Raw genomic sequence first — 20,739 nt, forward strand, 5'->3', positions numbered from 1 at the left:
TCGGCTGACGCGTCAACCGCCGGGCCTCGTGCTCGACGCGCTGGAACGGCGATCCTGGCCCGCTGTCCGTCAGTCTCGGAGGAGAGCGAATCTGCCATTCCGATCACGGTAGTCAATACGTCGCTATTCGCTATACCGAACGGCTGACCGAGGGCAGGGTCGAACCGTCCATCGGCAACATCACGCCAGCCGAAGTCTAGCAACGTCATTACACCGCCATGGACCCCATTCCAATGGCCGCGTAATTTGATCAAATCACTCTCCGGCAAGTCCGGGGCGGTTCAGAACTTGAACCATAACCTCGTTCGAATGTGAATCCTCATAAATCTTAAGTCAGACAGTAAGAACCCGCATATATTTTATTTGAGCCCTCGCTTTCTTTCGATAACAGAAAACGGTATCCTGAGGCGGGCATTCAATAAACGGTCGCGCCTGTCTCTCCGAGAGGTAGCGTCAATTGGCGTGTCAAGCGTCACAATAATGAATGCATTGGGGTTGGATTTGAGAGATGCGTGTCGTCATTTTTACAAAAATACCTCTTTTTCCAACAAATGGTGGCAATCGCGCACGCATCCTGACACTCGTTAACGCGCTGAAAGCGCTCGGGCATACGGTAAGTTTTGTTCTGATTCCGTCGAAACAGATGGGCGATTTCGACGAGAGTTCTCATATTACGTTTTTTGGTCGAGATGAATTTGTTATCGCGAAACTGACAAAATTTGATATCTTTCTGAAGAACGTTAACATTGTGTCCCACATTCTGGCGCATTGGGTGCGGCAGAAGCTTCGTCGACCGCATCATCGACATGATAACGTCGATTATATTTTCCCACGTTTTCTTGCTCGACGCGTCTTTCTCTCGGTGAAAGAACGATCATTTGACTGCGTCATTGTGGAATATGTCCATTACTCGCATATTCTCGACTTCTACCCGCCCGAAACCCGAAAAATCATCGATACGCACGATTCATTTATGCTCGAATTTACTGACCGGGCTGAAGCTGAGGGGTTCACTCGAGCGGATGTTGTCATGGCAATTCAGAACAAGGAAAAACTTCTCTTCGAGCGCATCATACAGGAAAATTTTCCGACGTCGAAGACGCGAACAGCGCTTATCGGGCACTTCATTGAGCCGTCTGCGGCATGCGATTTGACGCACACGGATGGTGCAACGTTCCTTGGATCGAATTTTCCCGCAAATCGACTATCGCTGGACTGGTTCCTGAACGAAGTTTTTCCAAAAATTCTGTTAAAAAGACCAGATTTCGTGCTGATGATCGCCGGAACAGTTGGTGTCAACGTCACTCCTCACCCGTCCATCAGAATTCTCGGCACCGTTCCCACCGTGCGCGATGCATTCACGTCGGCACCCATTCTCATCAATCCGATCGTGTCGGGTACAGGCTTGAAGATCAAGTTGATGGATGCGATATCCCTCGGCGTGCCGGTGGTCAGCACTATGAAAGGTGTAGAGGGGATCGAACCCGATTTTCTGGGTGGCGTTGTCGTGGTGCCCGACAGTGATAGTGCCGCGTTTGCTGAGGCGACATTGCGCGTCTATTCCGATGCCGCATACAGAACGAGTCTCGGGGAACGTGCTCTCGCGGCAGGGCGCTCCATGCAGGAGGGGCAACTGGCGGCTCTTCAGGCGGTGCTTTAGGGTTCTAATATCAGAGCCCCTCCAGGATCATCGTGAATCATTGGAATCGTTTATGATTCTGAGACGTGTGCGCGGGTGGGTGATTGCCTGCGTGACAAGCCCTTTTTAGGCTTTTAAAGCCTCCCGGATTTGCCGGAGGCCAATTAGCTAGACACAGGCGCAGACTGTCCTCAAGTCAAAAGCACCGCGTCTCTTCAACAGAGACGCAGCATCCGATCAGTTCTCGCGAGGCAATGCGAACAGAGAGTCGGAAACCTTCACACCCCGCTTCACATCAGACAGTTCAACCCTTGTCTGCCTGCCCTGTGCGTCAATGACGGTCCAGCCCTGCAGGTTCAATGGTTGCTCGGACAGCAGCATGACCAACGTGCCCTCTCCCGGAGCGGCGGTACGAACAGCAGAGATCTGAAGCGTTCCGTTCTGACGCTGAAAGTTCGTGACGGTCACGTCACCCGAGAGTGAAACATGCTCGCTGAGCAGCAACCCCAGAGGAGTGCGTTCCAGCGGGATTTCCGTGGTCTGGTCAAGCTGTGTATCGCGAAAAACGACCTTGCCTTCATTGGCGACCAGCAACAGCGGACTGGGTTTGTCATACTCGAACCGCATCCGGCCCGGTCGGGCCAGCCAGACCGTGCCTGTCGTGCGTTGCCCGTCCGGGGCGACCTGCTCGAAACGGCCCTTCATGGTGGTGACTGCGTTCATTGAATCCTGAACGCGAGCAACCCAGCCCTGATCGACTGGAGAGAGGACTGGGTCCGCATAAGCTGCGGCACCTGTCAGCAGGATGGACGACGCCATAACCATGGTTCCTGCCAGAAAAACAGTCCGCAGCAGGGTAGCGCTTTTCTCTCGAAACAGCATGGTTCAGAACCTCTTAATTCTGCTATCCGCCGGTCAGCGTCCGGTCATGATCCGTTCGACAAGCTGCTTTACCGTTGGAACGAAACCATTCGAGTAGAATGGGTCCGTGGCAAAGCGCCAGGCGTTGGTGCCACCGAACATCAGATTGTTATCAGCAATTTCCGCCTGATCCGGCCCTTCCGCATGCGAGATCGTCTGAAGCGTTTTCTGAATGCAGAACGACCTTGGATCGGCTCTCCTGCCATTACTGTATTCCGGTGGACGCTGACTCCAGTTGGAAAAGCGGCACTCTGACAAACAGCCCATGCAGGCCACCTGATCAGCCAGAATTTCCCTTGCGCGATCTGGAGTTACGAAAATCAGGGTCGAATCAGGCGTGCGCATGGCTTCTGTGAAACCGGCTTTTTCCCAAGCCTTGATATGCAGCAGGTCCGCTTCGGTCACAAAGACTTCGCGCTTGCGGGCGCCGACGCCATATCGGGCCACCAGTTCACCGAGCGGCTCTGACGCATAGGCCACCTGACGTTCTGAACGGCCGCACAATTCCTGCATGAAGCTGTTGTTCACGGCGGAAGAGTAGAAGCCCGTGGGAGAGAAGCGATTGAGGTAGACGTCGCCTTCCTTAAGGGTCAGCAGCCGTGACTTCCATGCCTCGGGAATAGGGCTTTCCTGTGTAAGCAAAGGTCGCGTCCCGAACTGGAAAACGATCGGCCCCAACTCTGGATTGTCGAGCCAGTCTTCCCATTCCTCAAGCCACCAGACACCGCCCGCCATGATGATGGGGGTGTCACCGAGCCCGAATGAGCGCATCAGCTTCCGCAACTCAAGCACGCGAGGATACGGGTCTTCCGGCAGAAGCGGGTTTTCTGTGTTGGACAGGCCATTATGGCCGCCAGCCCGCCAGGGGTCTTCATAAACCACACCGCCAAGAAGCTCGGATGCCTTGCTGTAGGCCCGCTTCCACAGTGCGTTGAAAGCCCGCGCTGACGAGACGATCGGATAATAGTGAACGCCGAATTTTGCAGCGATCTCTGACAGGCGATACGGCATGCCCGCACCGCAGGTCAGACCGTGAATCAGACCTTTGGCGCCTTCCATGACGCCCTCGATCACCCGTTCCGAGCCGCCCATCTCCCAGAGAATATTGGCATGAACCCGACCTCTGCCACCGGACCGCTCATGGGCGATTTCCGCCTGCGCGATACCACCTCTGATGGCATAGTCGATCAGTTCTTCCTGACGTTCCCGACGTGTGCGTCCCTTGTAGGTTTGCGGAACAACATTGCCGTTCTCGTCATAGCTATCTGCATTGACGACAGAGATCGTGCCGGCACCACCCGCAGCGGCCCAGGCCCCGGCGGATTCACCCGTCGAAACGGCAACACCTTTTCCACCCTCAACCAGAGGCAGGACTTCAGCGCCCCCCAACCTAACTGCGTTAATCGACTTCATGCTATCCCGTCATCGTCCCTGTTCGTGCCGCAAACATGGCGCTCTTAGCCCGATGCTACTTCAGGCGCCATAGAGAAACGGGCGTTACGACCGGAAAGTCGCAACGCCCGCCCCACTTCAGACCGTCAGAGGATTTCAGTCCTCGCGGCGTGGCGCGCGTGCCGGCTTCTCACCGACGTCTGTTGTGATATCGGCACCTGTGGCCTGATCTACAACCCTCATCGAGAGCTTCACCTTGCCACGATCATCGAAACCGATGACCTTTACCTTCACGGCGTCGCCCTGCTTCACAACGTCCGTGGTGCGGGCCACACGACCCTGACCCAGTTCGGAAATATGAACCAGACCGTCCTTGGCGCCGAGGAAGTTCACAAAAGCGCCGAAGTCAGCCGTCTTGACGACCTTGCCGTCATAGATACGGCCGACTTCCGGCTCAGCCACAATCCCGTTGATCCGGGAAATGGCCTTCTGAGCCTGCTCGTCGGACGATGCCGCGATGGTGATCGTGCCGTCATCGCCGATATCCACTTTCGCGCCGGAATATTCGACGATCTCACGGATGACCTTGCCGCCCGTTCCGATCACGTCACGGATCTTCTCTTTCGGCACGCTCATCGTGGTGATCTTCGGCGCCGTGGAGGACACGCCGGAACGGCCTTCCGTCAGCGCCTTGGACATCTCGCCGAGAATGTGGAGACGACCGCCACGGGCCTGCTCCAGAGCGATTTCCATGATTTCGGGCGTGATGGACGTGATCTTGATATCCATCTGCAGCGCAGTGATACCGGCTTCGGTTCCAGCCACCTTGAAATCCATGTCGCCGAGATGATCCTCGTCGCCAAGAATATCGGACAGCACGGCGTAACCGCTATCTTCCTTGATGAGACCCATCGCAATGCCAGCGACCGGACGCTTCAGCGGAACGCCGGCGTCCATCAGGGAGAGCGAGGTGCCGCAGACAGTCGCCATGGAAGACGAACCGTTGCTTTCCGTGATCTCGGACACGACGCGCATCGTGTACGGGAACTCGGCCTTCGTCGGCAGCAGCGGGTGGATGGCGCGCCATGCCAGCTTGCCATGACCGATCTCACGACGGCCCGGTGAACCCGTACGACCACACTCACCGACCGAGAACGGAGGGAAGTTGTAGTGCAGCAGGAAGTTGGTGCGGTATTCACCTTCGAGCGCGTCGATAACCTGCTCGTCCTGACCCGTGCCAAGCGTCGCGACCACCAGAGCCTGCGTTTCGCCACGCGTGAAGAGCGAAGAGCCGTGGGCGCGCGGCAGAATGCCGACTTCAGAGACGATCGGACGAACCGTGACAAGATCACGACCGTCGATACGCAGGCCGGTATCAAGGATCGAGTTACGCACGATGTCGGCCTCAAGATCCTTGAGCATCGGCTTGGCGGCTTCGGCATCCAGATCGGCTGCGACCAGCTTCTCGATGACAGTTTTCTTGGCTGCTGCGACTTTCTCGTAGCGGGCCTGCTTGGCCTTCTCCTTGTAAGCTGCGACGAGCAGCTTGCGGCCCAGCGTATCGACCTTCTTGCGAAGCGCGATGGCTTCCTTGCTCGGCCCTTCCATTTCCCAAGGTGCTTTGGCAGCGTGTTCAGCCAGAGCGATGATCGCGTCGATGACCGGCTGGAACGCCTTGTGACCAAAGTTCACGGCGCCAAGCATGACGGCTTCGGACAGCTCGCTGGCTTCCGACTCCACCATCAGCACGCCCTCGGACGTACCGGCGACGACGAGGTCGAGATCAGACTCTTTTGTCTCGTCAATGGTCGGGTTCAGCACGTATTCGCCGTTGGTGTAACCGACACGACAACCAGCAACCGGGCCGAAGAACGGGATGCCGGACAGTGTCAGGGCTGCTGACGCACCGATCAGGGCCGGGATGGCCGGATCGTTTTCCATGTCATGGCTGAGAACCGTCGTGATGACCTGCACCTCGTTGCGGAACCCTTCCGGGAACAGCGGACGGATCGGACGATCGATCAGACGGGAGTTGAGTGTTTCCGCCTCGGAAGGACGACCTTCACGCTTGAAGAAACCGCCCGGGATCTTGCCGGCGGCGTAAGCTTTTTCCTGATAATTGACTGTCAGCGGGAAGAAGTCCTGTCCCGGCTTGACGGTCTTGGCGCCCACCGCCGTACACAGGACAACGGTCTCGCCATAGGTGACGACAACAGCGCCGTCTGCCTGACGGGCGATCTTGCCGGTCTCAAGGATCAGCGGACGACCGCCCCATTCAATTTCTTTACGGAAATAATTGAACATTCTTGTTTCAAACCTTTCGGCCATCCCCAGCGACAGCCCCGGTCCGGGCCTGATGGCGGCCCTGTGTTTCCCGGGATTTGAGAAACCGGATGCAGACAGCGTCTCGGACGGCATGGTGGCTGACGAAAACGCCAGAACGCCATGTGGCCTGAAACGCCGTGGCCAGCCCGGCCTCCGCGCGTGCGGAACGGCGCAGCTTCACGTCCGGACCATTCCAGACGCAAAAAACCCGAGGCTCCACAAGCGGAACCCCGGGCAAACCTTTACAGGATTATCGGCACAGGGAAAACAGCAGATTGACTGCCATTTCGCCTTTTGCCGGATCCCGTGATCAGCGACGCAGACCCAGACGACCGATCAGCGTCTCATAACGCTGCTGGCTCTTGCGCTTCAGGTAGTCGAGCAGGCCGCGACGGTTACCAACCATCACCAGCAGACCACGGCGGGAATGGAAATCCTTCGCATGGGTCTTCAGGTGCTCGGTCAGGTTGTTGATGCGCTCGGTGAGGATCGCAACCTGAACTTCCGGCGAACCTGTGTCGGTCGGGGTTGTGCGGTATTCTTCAATCAGCGCCGTGCGGCGTTCTGCGGTAATCGACATCGTCGTCTCCCAGTATCAAAGCAAACGGACAGGCCTGAGCCACCCTTCTTCAAGGCGTCCAAGCCCCAGAACCACTTCCCCGTCCATCATGCGGACCACGTCATCCGGCCCCGTTTCCGGGATACGGTCGATGAAGTCCATCAGGCCAAGAGCCTGACCATGTCGGATAAGCGCTGCTTCATCAGGCATCAGGGCCACCGCCGGGATGTCGGCCAGCGCGGTCGATACCGGAAGAAGCAGTTCCGGCGAAGCGGGGCCTTCTTCGGCGCTCCCGGTGATTTTGTCCAGTGAAATCGCATCCGCCTCCGTGAAAGGGCCGACACGTAACCGGCGCAGGACGGCGATATGCCCGACCGTTCCACAGGCCAATGCCACATCACGGGCGAGTGAACGCATGTAGACCCCCTTGCCGGATTCAACTTCGAACACCGCATGATCTGCATCGGGACGATCAATCAGCACGAAACGGTCAACCCGGGCCGGACGGGGAGGAAGCTCCGGCGGTCGACCGTCACGCGCCATGTCGTAGGCCCGTTCACCAGCGACTTTCAGCGCGGAGAACACGGGAGGCACCTGCATGATGTCACCCGTCAGGTCGGCCGCAGCCTGTTGCAACTGCTCGTCCGTCGGACGCACATCGGAGGTTGCCGTGACGGCGCCGTCGGCGTCGTCGCTGTCCCGCGCCTCACCCAGTTTCAAGGTGAAATGATACCGCTTTGTGCCGTCCATAATGTAGGGGACCGTCTTGGTGGCGGCTCCCATGGCGATCGGCAGAAGACCTGTCGCCAGTGGGTCGAGCGTACCGCCATGACCGACTTTCTGGGCATTGAAGATGCGTTTAAGGATGCTGACCACCGCTGTCGACGTCATGCCGGTCGGCTTGTCGATGACCAGCCAGCCATCCAGAGGCCGCCCCTTGCGAACTCGGTTACGCGCCATTCCTGCATCTCCCGATTGCCCGTGACCGGACAAATCAGCCCCGGAAAGGCGCGGGTCTAGCCGAGCAGAGCGTGGATCGCAACGCCTGCACGACCAACAGAGGGGTTGCTCGTGATCAGGTCGACTGCGGAACGGCGAAGCAGGCCACGGAGTGACTGTGAAGGATACGGCAGGCCGTTGTTGCATCCTGCGCCGCAAATCCGACCAGCCGCGCCCGGTAGAGTGAGTTCGCCGTCGGGGAGACTTTGGTGACGACAGGGCTGGCGTCGCTATTTCTTCCGATGATGGCCTGCGCCTGCGCCAACGCGACTCTCGCATCAGAACCCGATGAGAACGCGCCGACCTGCACTGCCCAGCCTCCACCACTGGAGGCTGGGTGGGTATAGGTCACGGGAGTCAGGCGATAGGGCGCAGCGGCATGCGCTGAAGCGGGTTCGACATAGCTGGCCAGTTCCGCCGGCAATGTCTGCGACCGCACGGCGACCGGCGGCGCCGAGGCCACTTCAACGGCAGGCTGTGGTGGCGCGAGCGGAGCCTCTGGGTCCGCATGCGGCACATCGCGGTCAACCAGACAGTTTGACGGATCGTAGGCGGCGTCCACATTACGCAGGCAGCCATCGGAAGTCCGTGCCACCGGTCCTGCTGTTGCAACGGTGTTCTGGGCAACCGTATAGGCTGGCACAGCTCTCGCACGGGCAACCATGACAGGTGACGCAGGCGTCGTCACGGCAGGAACAGCGTCCCCCAGATGCGGGCTGATTGAAGCGACGTAATTGACCGTCTCATCGGGCAGTGAGCCGCCTGTCTCAAGATACTGCTCCAGGCGTCCCGGACCGGCATTATAGGCCGCCAGAAAACCGGGCGATCCGAACTTGTCGTAGAGCTGGCGGATATAGCCGGTGCCAGCCATGATGTTGTCGTGAGGTTCGTATGGGTCATTGCCCAGACCAAACTCCGCCGCCAGTTCCGACCATGTGGCGGGCATGAGCTGCATCAGGCCCATTGCGCCTGAACCTGAGCGTGTCAGATGGCCATTCTGGTATTCGTGACCGCCCGATTCCTGATGCATGACGGCCCTTACCCACGGTTCAGGGACCGTGAAACGATTGGCCGCCTCGCGGATATAGGGGCCCCACGGGTCACTGGGGGGACCGGGCGGGGTGTAATCGCCACGCCCCCACTGGGACGGGCTTCCTCCGGGCCGTGAACCACCGCTGCATGCGGCAAGACCAAGCATGACACCCAGCGTCACGGACCGAAAGATTACCGCCTGCCCCCGACTCATCCTGAGCCCCCTTGAAAGAATGGACATATCCCAACATTACACTTGTGTATGCCAATGGAAAATTAAGGCGAAAATGAGATAAGTTTGCTCTGGATCAACGGATGCGACAGATTTTCCTTGGTTGACGCAGACTGTCTGAGCTGGCATGTGGCCTGCCCTTAGATTGCGTGCGGGTCTTCTGGTCGCACCATATACCGTCGGGGACTCGCGTCCTCTGCCACGAATACAATGCGACAGGTTTCATATGGCTCAGCCCGAACTCGGTTCCAAACGCGTCTGCGTCTCGTGCGGCGCTCGTTTCTATGACCTCACAAAAGACCCGGCTGTTTGCCCGAAATGCGGGACAGAGCAGCCGGCTGAAGTGCCCCGCCTCAAGCGAACGGGCGAGATTGTCCCGACCTCGCCCGTCAAGGCTCCAAAACCGACGACCGGAGAGGATGATGTCGATGATATCGACATCGTGGCTGACGATGATGACGACGATGATGATGTGATCGAGGATACGTCTGATCTCGATGACGATGCCGACGACATCAGTTCGGACATTGATGTACCGTCAGAAAAAGACGAACACGACTCCTGACGCCACAAGAAAACAGGGCTCTGCCGAACGCGACAGGGCCCTGTTTCTTTGCTTGATGCCGCGCTCGGGGTTTTGAGAAAACAGACCTGATCCTGCGATGGGCGCCACAGCTTCAGCTCCGGATTACCCCCGGCTGAAACCTCACATTCCCGCAAAATTGAACCAGATTAAAAGCTGAAGCTGCCGTTTTCAGTCGCGCTCGATCGTGCACTGGAGCGGATGCTGATTCTGCCTTGCCAGATCCATGACGAGGGAAACCTTGCTCTCGGCAACCTCGTACGTGAAAACACCGCAGACTCCCACGCCTTTCTTGTGCACATGCAGCATGATGTTCGTGGCTTCGTCACGGTTCTTGTTAAAAAAGCGCTCAAGTACGTGCACGACGAATTCCATGGGCGTGTAGTCATCATTCAGCATGAGGACCTTGTACATCGAAGGTTTTCTGGTTTTGGGAACAGCCCTGACCAGAACGCCGATATCCGATGTGTTATCTTCTGAATTCTCCGTCATGAAACTCACCCGGCTGCTTCGCGGTGCCGATACCCCCACTCTCCCTGACAGAGAAGGCGGGACTGCCACGTTTGTCGTGCTTCTCTAAACCGCTCGACTTCGCAAGGAAACAAAAAATCAGGAACAAGGCTACGGAACCCGTTTCGTCGCCCTGTCTGCTTTGAGTATAAATCGGCGTCGCCACCGTGCCTCAACTCTCTTAAAAAGAAGTTGCTTTCAAAGCCCCATTTCATTTTGTGATTTCCAAAATATTAGTAATTTTCCCTCTAGACGATGGATTCGACACTGTTAAGCTATCGCCCAAATACCCATCAGGATTATTGTGCGCTCCGCCATGAAAAACAACTTTGGATTCCCAACCAGCTCTTCCGAAGTGAATGACGGCCCGGCTCGCCGCACAGCAAAAATATTCCGCATAAAAATCAAGGCGCTCCCAGCCTTTGATCGCGTTTACAAAAAAGGACTGGCAGCTTCGCTGGTTCTTTCATCCGTTCTGGCCATCGATTCTGCCCGCGCGCAGTATGTCGGCAATGTCAGCGCCTTTATTGAAGACGCACGAACCGGCACCGTGCTGGCGCAGATCAATCCGGACCTTCAGCGCTACCCGGCCAGCCTCACCAAGCTCATGACGCTGTATATGGCTTTTCAGGCCCTGCATGGCGGACAGATCTCACTGGATCAGTCTGTCCCTGTTTCTGTCAGGGCCGCCACCCGCGAGCCGTCCAAACTCGGGCTTGTTCCCGGCTCCTATATTACGGTTGAGCAGGCCATTCTGGGCCTTGTCACGAAATCAGCAAATGACGCCGCCTGTGCGCTGGGCGAACTGATTGGTGGGGATGAGATGCGTTTCGCCGCCATGATGACGGCGCAGGCGCACGCCCTCGGCATGTCCTCTACAACCTTCCGCAATGCGTCCGGCCTTCCTGACCCCGAGCAGGTCACTACGGCCAGAGATCTGGCCACTCTCGGCCGTCGGCTGATTTCTGATTTCCCACAAGACTATCATTATTTTTCCACGCCCGTTTTCTATTATCATGGACGTGAAATTCCGAACCATAATCCGATGCTCCGGTTCTATCCGGGCGCTGACGGCATGAAGACCGGCTATACCGCGCAGGCAGGCCTCAATCTTGTGGCCTCCGCCATCCGGGAGAATGTGCGTCTGGTCGGTGTTGTCATGGGCGCATCGTCAAACGCGCAGCGGACCCGCACCATGGCGGACCTGATGGATCAGGGTTTCCAGGATGAGGGCGTCGCTCCCGTCGAAAGGCGCGCGATCATACCCCGCCCCCTTATCATTGCCCGCAATACTCCCGCGTCCCGGCGGCATGAACTGCGTCTCTATGCAGCCAGTGGTCTTGGGAAGAAGCAGCCTCTGCAGGTTGCTGAAGCGCCGCGTGGAGGTCGCCTGAAGAAGCTTGGCATCATTCACTACGTTCTGGCCAGAACGCCCATCACGAAGCACGCAAAGCCCAGTGAAATTTCCCGGTCAGTCCATAGCGCCGCCAAGCATGGTCATCGCTCCAAGACCTGAGCGGGAGAAGTTTTCAGAGCGACAGGACGATTGCCCTGATGATGCCCGCCAGATCCTTGCAGCATTCCACGACAGACAAACCGGATTGCCCGGCGATCGCGGCGACCTCTTTCTCCTGACCAATCCCGAATTCCAGAATCGCCAGTCCTTGCGGCGCCAGCAGATCTGATAGTGTGGGAATGATCTGACGGTAAGCATCCAGCCCATCGTCACCGCCATCGAGAGCCGCGCCGGGCTCATAGGCCACCACGTCTTTCATCAGGCCGGGAAGATCGTCTTTCGGAATGTAGGGCGGATTGGAAAGAACCACGTCGAAACAGGCATTCAGCGGGTCGCCCCAGTCAGCCACCACAAAATCAGCCCGTGACGCCAGACCATTCAGGACTGCATTTTTCCGCGCCTGTCGCGCCGTTCTCTCGGCCCGGTCCACCCCTACCCCGAAGGCCTGCGGATATTCACTCAGAGCCGCCAGCAGCAGGCAGCCGCTTCCTGTTCCAAGATCCAGCACCGACGACACAGAGCGGCGGTCAGGACGGTGTCGAAGAAGCGCTTCCACAAGCGTCTCCGTATCACCGCGCGGGATCAGGGTATCGGGCGTGACGTCCAGATCAAGCGTCCAGAATCCCTTTTTACCACTGAGATACGCCATCGGCTCCCCTGCGCCCCGACGCCGTACGAAACCGGCAAACAGCCCTGTTTCTGCCATGATTTCATCGCCATGTGCGAGTTGCCAGCTGACTTCCTTGCCATAGGCCAACTCAAACAGCAGCCGGGCTTCCCTGCGGCCCTGCTCGATCCCGCGTTCATCGAGATACACTGAGGCCCGACTGATCAGAGCGGCTGCCCGACTATCGTCGCCGGGTGTCATAACGTATTATAAAGCTGTTTCATGGCATCGGTTTTCGCACACATCGCCGGTTGATGGCGAGCATATCACCACCGGAGAGAGACAGTTTCTTATGGCTGCACGCACTCTTTCGGGCATTTCTCGCCCTTACGGATACAGCATCCTCAAAGCAGCCTGTCTGCTGGCAATGATAGCCACTCTGACGAACGGTTCGGCATGGGCCGCGCAGTTTGTCGTGGAAGACGGCAAGGCGACGCAGGAAGTTTCGGAGACTTCACGGCTCTATATTGATGGCGATCTGGTCGCCACGATGGTGCTGGACGAAAAAACGCCTCAACGTCGGGCCGTCATCACTGTTCCGGACAAGCCTTCCTACACCTATGCGCTGTGCGGCGAGATCGTGGTGCGGAATGCCGAAGGAAAGACCGAGACCCATCTCGTCACCAGTCAGGGTACACTCCATGACCCTAACGGTCATGTATTTCAGGCGATGGGAGCAGAAAACTTTACGGATTTCTACCTGATCGATCCTTCATCTCCCACAACAGCCGAGCATGAACCTGGACGCAAGGGCGCCTGCACGGTCGCAACGAGTTAAGTCGCACCGTTTGAAAGGCGTTGAACCTTTCACATAGATTTGCACGCAATGTTAAAAATACCGGAGAATGTTCTAACGAAGCGCGTTCGGGATTCTTCTTGAATGAAGCCTGTGTTTCCCGTTTTCCGAACTGCCATGCTACGACAGAAGCATGATGTATGACGGCAGATACGGCGTCGTGCCCCCAGACAAAAAACTTGTCTTTTTCACATCTGCCATATCGAAAAAATATACATCGTTCCTTCCACAGCACTGCCTTTCTTCCGCGTCGCGCTCTATTGTGCGCGCCTATAAGAAAATAACGACTTCCAGGGTCCTTTCATGATGTCCTCTTCCCAGAACAGCCCCGAACTTGTTTCAGCCCTGAAAACCATTGTCGGCCACGCGCATGTCATGACAGGCGACGCCGCCACGTACCGGTTTACGCATGGCTTTCGCTTTGGGGCCGGCAGGGTGCTCGCGGCCGTGCAGCCCGGTTCTCTTGTGGAACTCTGGCGCGTGGCGAAAGCCTGCACTGACGACGGCAAGATCATCATCATGCAGGCGGCCAATACCGGTCTGACCGGCGGCTCCACCCCAGACGGCAATGATTATGACCGCGACATCGTGCTTATCAGCACCCTGCGGCTGGATCGCTCGCATCTGATCGGTGAAGGCAGGCAGGTGGTCTGCCTGCCGGGTGCCACGCTTTACGAACTGGAAAGCAAGCTGGCCGCCATCGGGCGTGAACCTCACTCGGTGATTGGTTCTTCCTGTATCGGCGCATCGGTTCTGGGTGGTGTCAGCAACAACTCTGGCGGCGCACTGGTTCAGCGCGGACCGGCCTACACCGAAATGGCGATTTTCGGTCAGGTCGGTGAGGATGGACAACTTCACCTCGTCAACCATCTGGGCATCCGGCTTGGCAATGATCCGGAAGCCATGCTCCGCAAGCTGGAAGACGGCAGTTTCTCGGAAGCCGATATCGACTGGAATGCCGGACGTGGCCATGACGGCCAGTATATCAGCCACGTCCGCGAGATCGACGCCGACTCCCCTGCCCGCTTCAATGCCGACCCGGCGCGCTGGCACGAGGCAGCCGGTTGCGCGGGTAAGCTGGTCACCTTTGCCGTGCGCCTCGATACGTTTCCGGCCGAGAAGAACACCGGTGTTTTCTATATCGGCACCAACAGCACCGATGAACTGGAAGACCTGCGCCGTCATCTGCTGACAGGCTTTGATACTTTACCGATTGCCGGTGAATACATCCACCGCGACGCTTTCAACATTGCTGAGAAATACGGCAAGGATACGTTTGCGGTCATTCGTTATTTCGGCACAAAAGTCCTGCCGAAAATGTTCGCCATGAAGTCGCGTTTTGATATCTACGCCAAAAAACTCGGCTTCCTACCAGAGCATTTCAGCGATCGGGCGATGCAGGCCCTGAGTTACCTTCTACCCCAGCAGCTTCCGCAGCGGATGCTGAATTATCGTGACCGGTTCGAACATCATCTGATGCTGAAAATATCTGCCGACCTCACGGGTCCGGTGCAGGCTTATCTAACGGACTTCTTCGGTAAAGCGTCCGGCGAGTTTTTCGAATGCACCGCCGATGAAGGCAAGCGCGCCTTCCTGCATCGCTTTGCCGCAGCGGGCGCCGCCATCCGTTATCGTGCCGTGCATCATCAGGAAGCGGAAGATATCGTTGCGCTCGACATCGCCCTGCGGCGTAATGACCGGGAATGGTTCGAGACACTCCCACAAGAGATTGAAGACAAGCTGATCGTCAAACTCTATTACGGCCATTTCCTGTGCCATGTGATGCATCAGGATTACGTCGTGAAAAAGGGTTATGACGCCATGGAAGTTGAACATTCCATGCTGCCCGGCCTTGACGCCCGAGGTGCGAAATACCCTGCCGAGCACAATGTCGGGCATCTCTATCAGGCTCCGCAGGAGATGCTGGATCACTACCGTTCGCTTGATCCGTGCAACTGCATGAATCCGGGGATCGGCAAGGCGACGAAACGGAAGAACTGGGTGTCGGAGAGCGTTTGAGGAGAACGAGTTAGATGGGGCGGATGCGTCTGCTTCCGCCTACAAGTCGGACTTCGTCGGCAAGATTTGTGCTTCCGGAAAGTTGACATGAGTGCTCAGCGTGCCAATGTTGGTTGCCGCCAATCCCGGAGCGTTCACCGCTTCCCTCCCTCATGACCCTCCGGGCGTGTCGTCCGGGTGGACGGCAGCACATGCGGGAGGTAGCGCGAAAGCTGCGCCTCCAGTCCGTCAGAGGGGAAAATTCCGGCGATGTAGCCGTCCGGTCGGACGAGTATCCACTGACCAGGTTCGATCCCGTAAGTTTCGGCGATATGACCATCTTCGTCGACGAGTTCATATCCGTTACCGATGGTGACGATACGAACACCCGCGATGGCCGACGGCCGGTCGTGCGGCTGATAACCGAGCAAGGTCCAATGTGGCCCTTGAAAAACCGTGAAGAGCCGTGTCCGTTGCCCGGCCTGTCCGCGACAGGGCGCGTCAGGCGCGCGATCGCCCGCCTGCACTTTTCCGCCCACGGAACCGGGTACGTTCAACGATGAACCGCGATATCCAAGGTCGAGCTGACGCGCTTCGCGATCGCGTCGCATGGTGCCCTGCTTTGCTTCCCCGAGGAGGCGCGTCGAGAGACCAAGCATGTTCGATGCAATCGGTCGGCGTTCCGCCTCATAGCTGTCGAGCAGCGCCTCCGGTGCTCCCGCGAGCACGGAAGCCAGCTTCCAGCCGAGATTATACGCGTCCTGAACGCTGGTGTTGAGGCCCTGACCGCCGGTTGGCGGGTGAACATGCGCGGCGTCTCCCGCGATGAAGACGCGCCCGATCCGATAGCGATCGGCCAGACGCGCGCTCATCGCATAGACCGAGGACCAGGACACCGAGCGGACGATGATGTCCGCTCGGCCAGTTCGCTCGCCGATAAGAGCGGTCAGTCCGGCAGGAGACAGATCGATCTCTCCCTCCAGAGCCACGGGGGCCTGAATCTGGAACAGGTCAGTGCCCGCCAGCGGACAGATCATCACCTGTGTCGCCGGTGAATCGAACTGGAAACGATGCCAGGCGGACCGATCAAGACCTTCCAGCCGCACATCGGCAACGATCGCACGCACACCCAGCGCTTCTCCCGGAAAATCGATAGCCAGAGCATGGCGGACGAAGCTGCGACCGCCGTCGGTTCCGACAAGGAACCGGGCACGGACAACCTGCTCGCCGCTTTCCTGTTCGATCCTCGCCGTAACGCCATGGGCATCCTGTTCAAATCCCGTCAGCCGTGTTCCAAAATGTGGATGATGGCCCAGTTCGGCAAGCCGCTCCCGCATGACGGCTTCGGTTGCGAACTGCGGCAGCATCAGCGGCGCGGCATAGGGCTCGGCTGCGGTCGGTAAGACGTCTGCTTCCGTCAGAAGCGACACTTTGTGAGTTCCATCAGGACGATACTGACACAGCGGCGGATAGGGTCCGCCTGCCGCCGCCATACGGTCGACGAAGCCGAGATCCTCGAAGATCTCCATCGTCCGGGGCTGGATGCCCTTGCCGCGCGATCCGCTGAACGGCTGTGCGTTCTGCTCGATCAGTCGGAACGAAACCCCGCGTCGGGCGAGATCGATCGCAAGGGTCAGACCAGCGGCCCCCGCACCCGAGATCAGGACGTCTGTATCGAAAGACACTGGCAGCTCCGCGAATCAATGTGTAATATTCACGTATATGAGATTGGCGTCGAAGGCAACAAGAAACGTGAATAATACACATGATCCTAAAATCCTGCGTGGACTGCATGCCGCGATCATCGATCTGGTCGATGAAATCAACCGTCCACGCCGTGACGATCGCCTGATCGAGGAGGCCGGCATTCCTCTGGATCGGGCCCTGTTTCCGCTTCTGGCGCGGGTATGGCGTTACGGTCCTATCGGGGTTGTTGAACTCGCGGACCGTACGGGGCGTGATCATACGACGATCAGCCGACAAATGAGCAAGCTGGAGGAACTGGATCTTATTGAGCGCAAACCGTCCATAAGGGATAAGCGTGTTCGCGAAGCGACAGTGACTGGAAAAGGACTGGAAATGGTCGACCTGCTCAACGCGGCCCGTGAGAGGCTGGCGAACCGCATTCTCGTCGATTGGACCGACGCAGACCTTGATCAGTTGAGGACGCTTTTGCGGCGTTTTGCTGACGATTTGATGCGATGATAAATCCGCTGGAAATCTGTCATCAGAATCAAAATCGGTTGCTTCCTTCGTAAAGCTGTATGTCGTCACGTTCTGAAGAAAGGACGAAGACACGTCCGGCAGTTCGGCCGAAAGCGGGCTCTCAGTGACCGTCCTGTGCGCCATCGCAGGAGAAACAGTCGCGCCACAGCCCAGAGCAGCCGCGCCGGTGACGAAACGACGACGCCCGATGGGCGCGTGTTTCGAGAAAACAGACTCAATCATGTCTGAAAGATCCTGAAAAAGATCACAGAGGAAGGATGGCCGGTATGGCCGCCTCCCCCGGAGGCAGACCGACTGGCGGGCTGTGATAATGTGTTGCAGCAAGAAGCCGTTTTTCATAAACGGCCGACACCCGCATATCCGCTTCGAGAATGGAGCAGACAGGCAACTATTGCCTTCTTCTCGGTCGTTCAGTGGCCAATTTACGTTTTCCGAAAACTGACATGCAATACCGCCCAAAGATCAGGGATGTCGTCATCGAAAGGTAGGATTGCCGCAATCGATATGGACTGGTGAACAGAAAGAACTTGATGTAACGGTGACGCATGACTCCACGTGCTCACAGTTCAACTTACCTGCTGGCCTTCTGGCCTCTCGTATTGCTTGCACTGATTGCACGCCTGACATTTGGCGGAATTGCTTCTCCTGCTGCACTGATCGACGATCCCCTCAAAACTCTTACAAAGCTGAGCATTCTTTGCGACGATCAGAGCACATCGCCTGATCCGGACGGACAGCATCATCACTCAACCGCTCCTGATGATGACAGCTTCCTTCTGTCCGAGGCATTGGACCTGCTTATTGTAAGCATCGTTTTCTATTTTTTTATGGGATTGTGTGTTGCCAGCATTCGCCAAGCATGGATGTTCACATCCATCCGGGGGCCGCCAACACCGAAACGGACTTCTCTCTGCCCACAGGGACCTCCTGCCTGACCTGAATTGAAAAGAGCCGCTCACCTGCCACGCCGGTGAGCGTTTTGCGTTATCTCTTCAGGTACCCTGACATGTTTCGTACTGCTTATTTTTCACTCCCGTTTTACGGGATAATGATGGGTGCCGCCATTTTCTCGGCGACCACCACATACGCTGCCGTCGGTGCGGAGAAGCTTCGCCCACCTTTGAGCAAACGTGTTCTTCCTGCGTCCAGAACCAAAAAAACTCCTGTCAAAACCGAACAGATTCTTGTAACGGGATTAAGCCGATCTTCTGCCCTCACACGTCCCGCAGGCCAAACGACTTATAGTTCCGACAGAAGTAGTTTCGCGAACCAGGTTGGCCAGAGCGTTGCCGATATGGTGGTGACCATTCCTGGCGTCAGCTTTACTCAGGGGAATGGCCCTCGCGATACGAACATTTCCATTCGTGGCTCAGGAGATCGTCAATCATGGGGACTTAAAAATATTCAGGTTCTGGAAGACGGATTCCCCATGACCCAACCCGATGGGACAGCCCGGGCCGACCTGATTGACCCTCACGCCTATCAGGGGGTCGATATTTTCGAGGGGCCAGCCTCAACCCTCTATGGCAATTACGCCATTAATGGCGCCATCAATTTCCGCACCCGGAAGGGAGCGGATATCCACGGGCTGGAACTGGGCTCTGATTTCGGCAGCTTCGGAATGTTCAACAATTATGCAGCGCTAGGTTTAGGCAACAGACACTACGATCTGATGATCTTCGGCAGTGATGTGCGTGGGAACGGCTTCATTGCGAACAGCCGTTATAATACCTCGACAGAAAATGTGCGGCTTCGTGTCAATCTGACGTCCGCCGATCGTCTTATCCTGAAATTTGTCAACAACGTCACGGATGCGTTTCTGCCAGCAAGACTGTCACTCAACCAGTATCGGGCCAATCCTTACCAGCAAGGGTGCATCAATGCATCCAGCGCGGCTGCTGGATGCGCATCTGTCAATCTGTTGGTCAATGGCCGCTATGGTGCAAAAGTTGCCATGAGCCCTGAAGCAGCAGGTCTGGGGCGTTTCGACCGGCGTACCGTGGTTGGACTGCGCTGGGAACATGATTTCAACAGCCGCACAACCTGGAGAAACCAGTTTACATACGATCAGCGCCATATCGACCAGCCGACGTCGCCTATGGCGTATGTCGGTCCTTATAATTCCTATAATGTCAGCAGCGACATCACCAGCCATGCCGAACTTGCCGGCAGAGCATTGGAAACGTTTGCTGGCGTCAGTTTTGACTATCTCGATTTTGGTTCGCAGACCTACAACATCATGCCTCTCGGCGGTGCAACACGAGGGGCCATGAGTTCGGAGAGTTATGGGCACCAGTGGAATCTTGGCGCGCGCTTTCAGGAAGACTGGCACTTTGCACCCGACTGGCACATCGTCGCAGGGCTTGGCGGCACATATTCCGATATCGGCGCAACCGAAACACTCTATGGCTATTCCGCGACGACCAGCACCCAGCGGGCCATCACAGCCAATCGTTTCTATTTCAATCTCGCGCCAGAAGGCGCGTTGATTTATACGCCGTCAAAAGACTGGACACTGCATACCCGTGTTGGCACAGCCTATGGCACCCCATCCTCTTCCAATCTTTTCATTACGCCACAGGGGGAATACGGGAACAATACACAGCTGAAAAGCCAGACAAGCGTCGGCATTGATCTGGGCGGTGACTGGCATCCTTCCTCGACGATCAGCATTCAGGCAACAGGTTTTTACGAGTTTTATAAAAACGAGTTGGTCAGCCAGTCTGCCGGGGTCAACACCGTTGGTTCCTACACTTTCAACGCACCTGCGTCCGAACATCGTGGTGTTGTTCTGGGTGTGGAGTGGAAACCTATGCCGAAAATGCTTCCCGGCGGTCGAGTTAAACTGAGTTACACCTACGATAATCAGGTTTATACCAATTATACCGAGGTTCTTTCCAATAGCACGCTCTCACGCAGCTTCAGTCGCAAAGGGCATTATATCCCCGGGGTCATTCCCAATTTCCTCAATGCCCGTTTTCTCTACGACCAGCCTGACGGTCCACTGGAAGGACTAGGCGGATATGCGGAAGTCACGTGGCGGGATTCCTATTGGCTGGATAACGCCAATCGCCTGAAAGCGCCGGGTTATGCGCTGCTTAATCTTGAAATGCATTATGATTCTCCCGCCCAGTTCGGCTGGGCGCATCGTTTGCACTGGTATTTCGAGGTGCAGAACGTTGCCAACCAGACCTATATCGCAGGCGCCGCAAACATCAGCGATAGCCTGCAGGCCAATGGTCAGCAGGCCGGCGCCACGACACTCATGAACAGCACAGGTTCCATCTACGCAGGTTCGCCGCGTGCGTATTTCGGCGGTGTGCGCATCAGGTTTTGAGGGATAG

Annotated in this window: 19 protein-coding genes; 8 read left to right on the forward strand and 11 right to left on the reverse strand. The window is 57.1% G+C overall.

From position 1 onward, the window contains the following. Positions 1–508: 508 nt before the first annotated feature. Positions 509–1,660: a glycosyltransferase family 4 protein gene (locus A0U92_RS09480; protein WP_077813005.1), complete on the forward strand. Its 1,152-nt coding sequence runs from the start codon at positions 509–511 to the stop codon at positions 1,658–1,660. A 216-nt stretch (positions 1,661–1,876) separates the two neighbouring features. Here A0U92_RS09480 and A0U92_RS09485 read toward each other — a convergent pair whose 3' ends face one another. The 7 genes from A0U92_RS09485 to A0U92_RS09515 all read right to left on the reverse strand — a co-directional run bounded on the left by A0U92_RS09485 (position 1,877) and on the right by A0U92_RS09515 (position 9,081). Next, positions 1,877–2,521, reverse strand: coding sequence for a LolA family protein (locus A0U92_RS09485; RefSeq protein ID WP_077813006.1), 645 nt, complete (start codon positions 2,519–2,521; stop codon positions 1,877–1,879). 33 nt (positions 2,522–2,554) lie between these two features. Next, positions 2,555–3,973 (reverse strand): NAD(P)H-dependent flavin oxidoreductase, encoded by a 1,419-nt coding sequence (locus A0U92_RS09490; RefSeq protein ID WP_077813007.1) that lies wholly within the window; start codon positions 3,971–3,973, stop codon positions 2,555–2,557. 135 nt (positions 3,974–4,108) lie between these two features. Then, positions 4,109–6,256 (reverse strand): polyribonucleotide nucleotidyltransferase, encoded by a 2,148-nt coding sequence (gene pnp, locus A0U92_RS09495; protein WP_077814358.1) that lies wholly within the window; start codon positions 6,254–6,256, stop codon positions 4,109–4,111. A 7-nt stretch (positions 6,257–6,263) separates the two neighbouring features. Then, positions 6,264–6,458, reverse strand: coding sequence for a hypothetical protein (locus A0U92_RS09500; RefSeq protein ID WP_077813008.1), 195 nt, complete (start codon positions 6,456–6,458; stop codon positions 6,264–6,266). Between the two features lie 129 nt (positions 6,459–6,587). Beyond that, the gene (gene rpsO / locus A0U92_RS09505) at positions 6,588–6,857 is read right to left on the reverse strand and encodes a 30S ribosomal protein S15 (RefSeq protein WP_010667834.1); all 270 of its coding nucleotides are present in this window, start codon (positions 6,855–6,857) and stop codon (positions 6,588–6,590) included. Positions 6,858–6,872: 15 nt separating this feature from the next. Beyond that, positions 6,873–7,796 (reverse strand): tRNA pseudouridine(55) synthase TruB, encoded by a 924-nt coding sequence (gene truB / locus A0U92_RS09510; RefSeq protein ID WP_077813009.1) that lies wholly within the window; start codon positions 7,794–7,796, stop codon positions 6,873–6,875. A 115-nt stretch (positions 7,797–7,911) separates the two neighbouring features. Beyond that, positions 7,912–9,081: a transglycosylase SLT domain-containing protein gene (locus A0U92_RS09515; RefSeq protein WP_236748070.1), complete on the reverse strand. Its 1,170-nt coding sequence runs from the start codon at positions 9,079–9,081 to the stop codon at positions 7,912–7,914. A 244-nt stretch (positions 9,082–9,325) separates the two neighbouring features. On the opposite strand from A0U92_RS09515, the gene A0U92_RS09520 reads away from it, so the two are divergent. Then, positions 9,326–9,664 (forward strand): TIGR02300 family protein, encoded by a 339-nt coding sequence (locus tag A0U92_RS09520; protein ID WP_077813011.1) that lies wholly within the window; start codon positions 9,326–9,328, stop codon positions 9,662–9,664. Positions 9,665–9,853: 189 nt separating this feature from the next. On the opposite strand, the gene clpS is transcribed toward A0U92_RS09520, so the two are convergent. Then, positions 9,854–10,174, reverse strand: coding sequence for an ATP-dependent Clp protease adapter ClpS (gene clpS / locus A0U92_RS09525; protein WP_077813012.1), 321 nt, complete (start codon positions 10,172–10,174; stop codon positions 9,854–9,856). 334 nt (positions 10,175–10,508) lie between these two features. Here clpS and A0U92_RS09530 point away from each other — a divergent pair, with 334 nt between their 5' ends. After that, a complete protein-coding gene (locus A0U92_RS09530; protein ID WP_077813013.1) occupies positions 10,509–11,708 on the forward strand; it encodes a D-alanyl-D-alanine carboxypeptidase family protein in 1,200 nt (399 codons plus the stop codon). A 13-nt stretch (positions 11,709–11,721) separates the two neighbouring features. Here the strand turns inward: A0U92_RS09530 and prmC are convergent, their stop codons facing one another. Then, positions 11,722–12,576, reverse strand: a complete 855-nt coding sequence (prmC, locus tag A0U92_RS09535; RefSeq protein WP_077813014.1) for a peptide chain release factor N(5)-glutamine methyltransferase — start codon at positions 12,574–12,576, stop codon at positions 11,722–11,724. Positions 12,577–12,667: 91 nt separating this feature from the next. On the opposite strand from prmC, the gene A0U92_RS09540 reads away from it, so the two are divergent. Beyond that, positions 12,668–13,153, forward strand: a complete 486-nt coding sequence (locus tag A0U92_RS09540) for a hypothetical protein (RefSeq protein WP_077813015.1) — start codon at positions 12,668–12,670, stop codon at positions 13,151–13,153. 324 nt (positions 13,154–13,477) lie between these two features. After that, complete coding sequence (gene dld / locus A0U92_RS09545; protein WP_077814359.1) at positions 13,478–15,190, forward strand: D-lactate dehydrogenase; 1,713 nt, start codon at positions 13,478–13,480, stop codon at positions 15,188–15,190. 134 nt (positions 15,191–15,324) lie between these two features. Here the strand turns inward: dld and A0U92_RS09550 are convergent, their stop codons facing one another. Further along, complete coding sequence (locus A0U92_RS09550; protein ID WP_077813016.1) at positions 15,325–16,854, reverse strand: FAD-dependent oxidoreductase; 1,530 nt, start codon at positions 16,852–16,854, stop codon at positions 15,325–15,327. 67 nt (positions 16,855–16,921) lie between these two features. On the opposite strand from A0U92_RS09550, the gene A0U92_RS09555 reads away from it, so the two are divergent. Further along, positions 16,922–17,374 carry a MarR family winged helix-turn-helix transcriptional regulator gene (locus tag A0U92_RS09555; protein WP_236748071.1) on the forward strand — a complete coding sequence of 151 codons (453 nt, stop codon included), beginning with the start codon at positions 16,922–16,924 and terminating at the stop codon, positions 17,372–17,374. A gap of 265 nt (positions 17,375–17,639) precedes the next feature. Here the strand turns inward: A0U92_RS09555 and A0U92_RS17755 are convergent, their stop codons facing one another. Next, positions 17,640–17,783 (reverse strand): hypothetical protein, encoded by a 144-nt coding sequence (locus tag A0U92_RS17755; protein WP_187668741.1) that lies wholly within the window; start codon positions 17,781–17,783, stop codon positions 17,640–17,642. A gap of 157 nt (positions 17,784–17,940) precedes the next feature. On the opposite strand from A0U92_RS17755, the gene A0U92_RS09560 reads away from it, so the two are divergent. Together A0U92_RS09560 and A0U92_RS09565 are read left to right on the forward strand one after the other, a co-directional pair. Next, the gene (locus A0U92_RS09560; RefSeq protein ID WP_077813018.1) at positions 17,941–18,330 is read left to right on the forward strand and encodes a hypothetical protein; all 390 of its coding nucleotides are present in this window, start codon (positions 17,941–17,943) and stop codon (positions 18,328–18,330) included. Between the two features lie 71 nt (positions 18,331–18,401). Then, positions 18,402–20,732, forward strand: coding sequence for a TonB-dependent receptor family protein (locus tag A0U92_RS09565; RefSeq protein WP_236748072.1), 2,331 nt, complete (start codon positions 18,402–18,404; stop codon positions 20,730–20,732). Positions 20,733–20,739: the final 7 nt, after the last annotated feature.

This window comes from Acetobacter aceti (genome assembly GCF_002005445.1).
GTDB lineage: Bacteria > Pseudomonadota > Alphaproteobacteria > Acetobacterales > Acetobacteraceae > Acetobacter > Acetobacter aceti_B.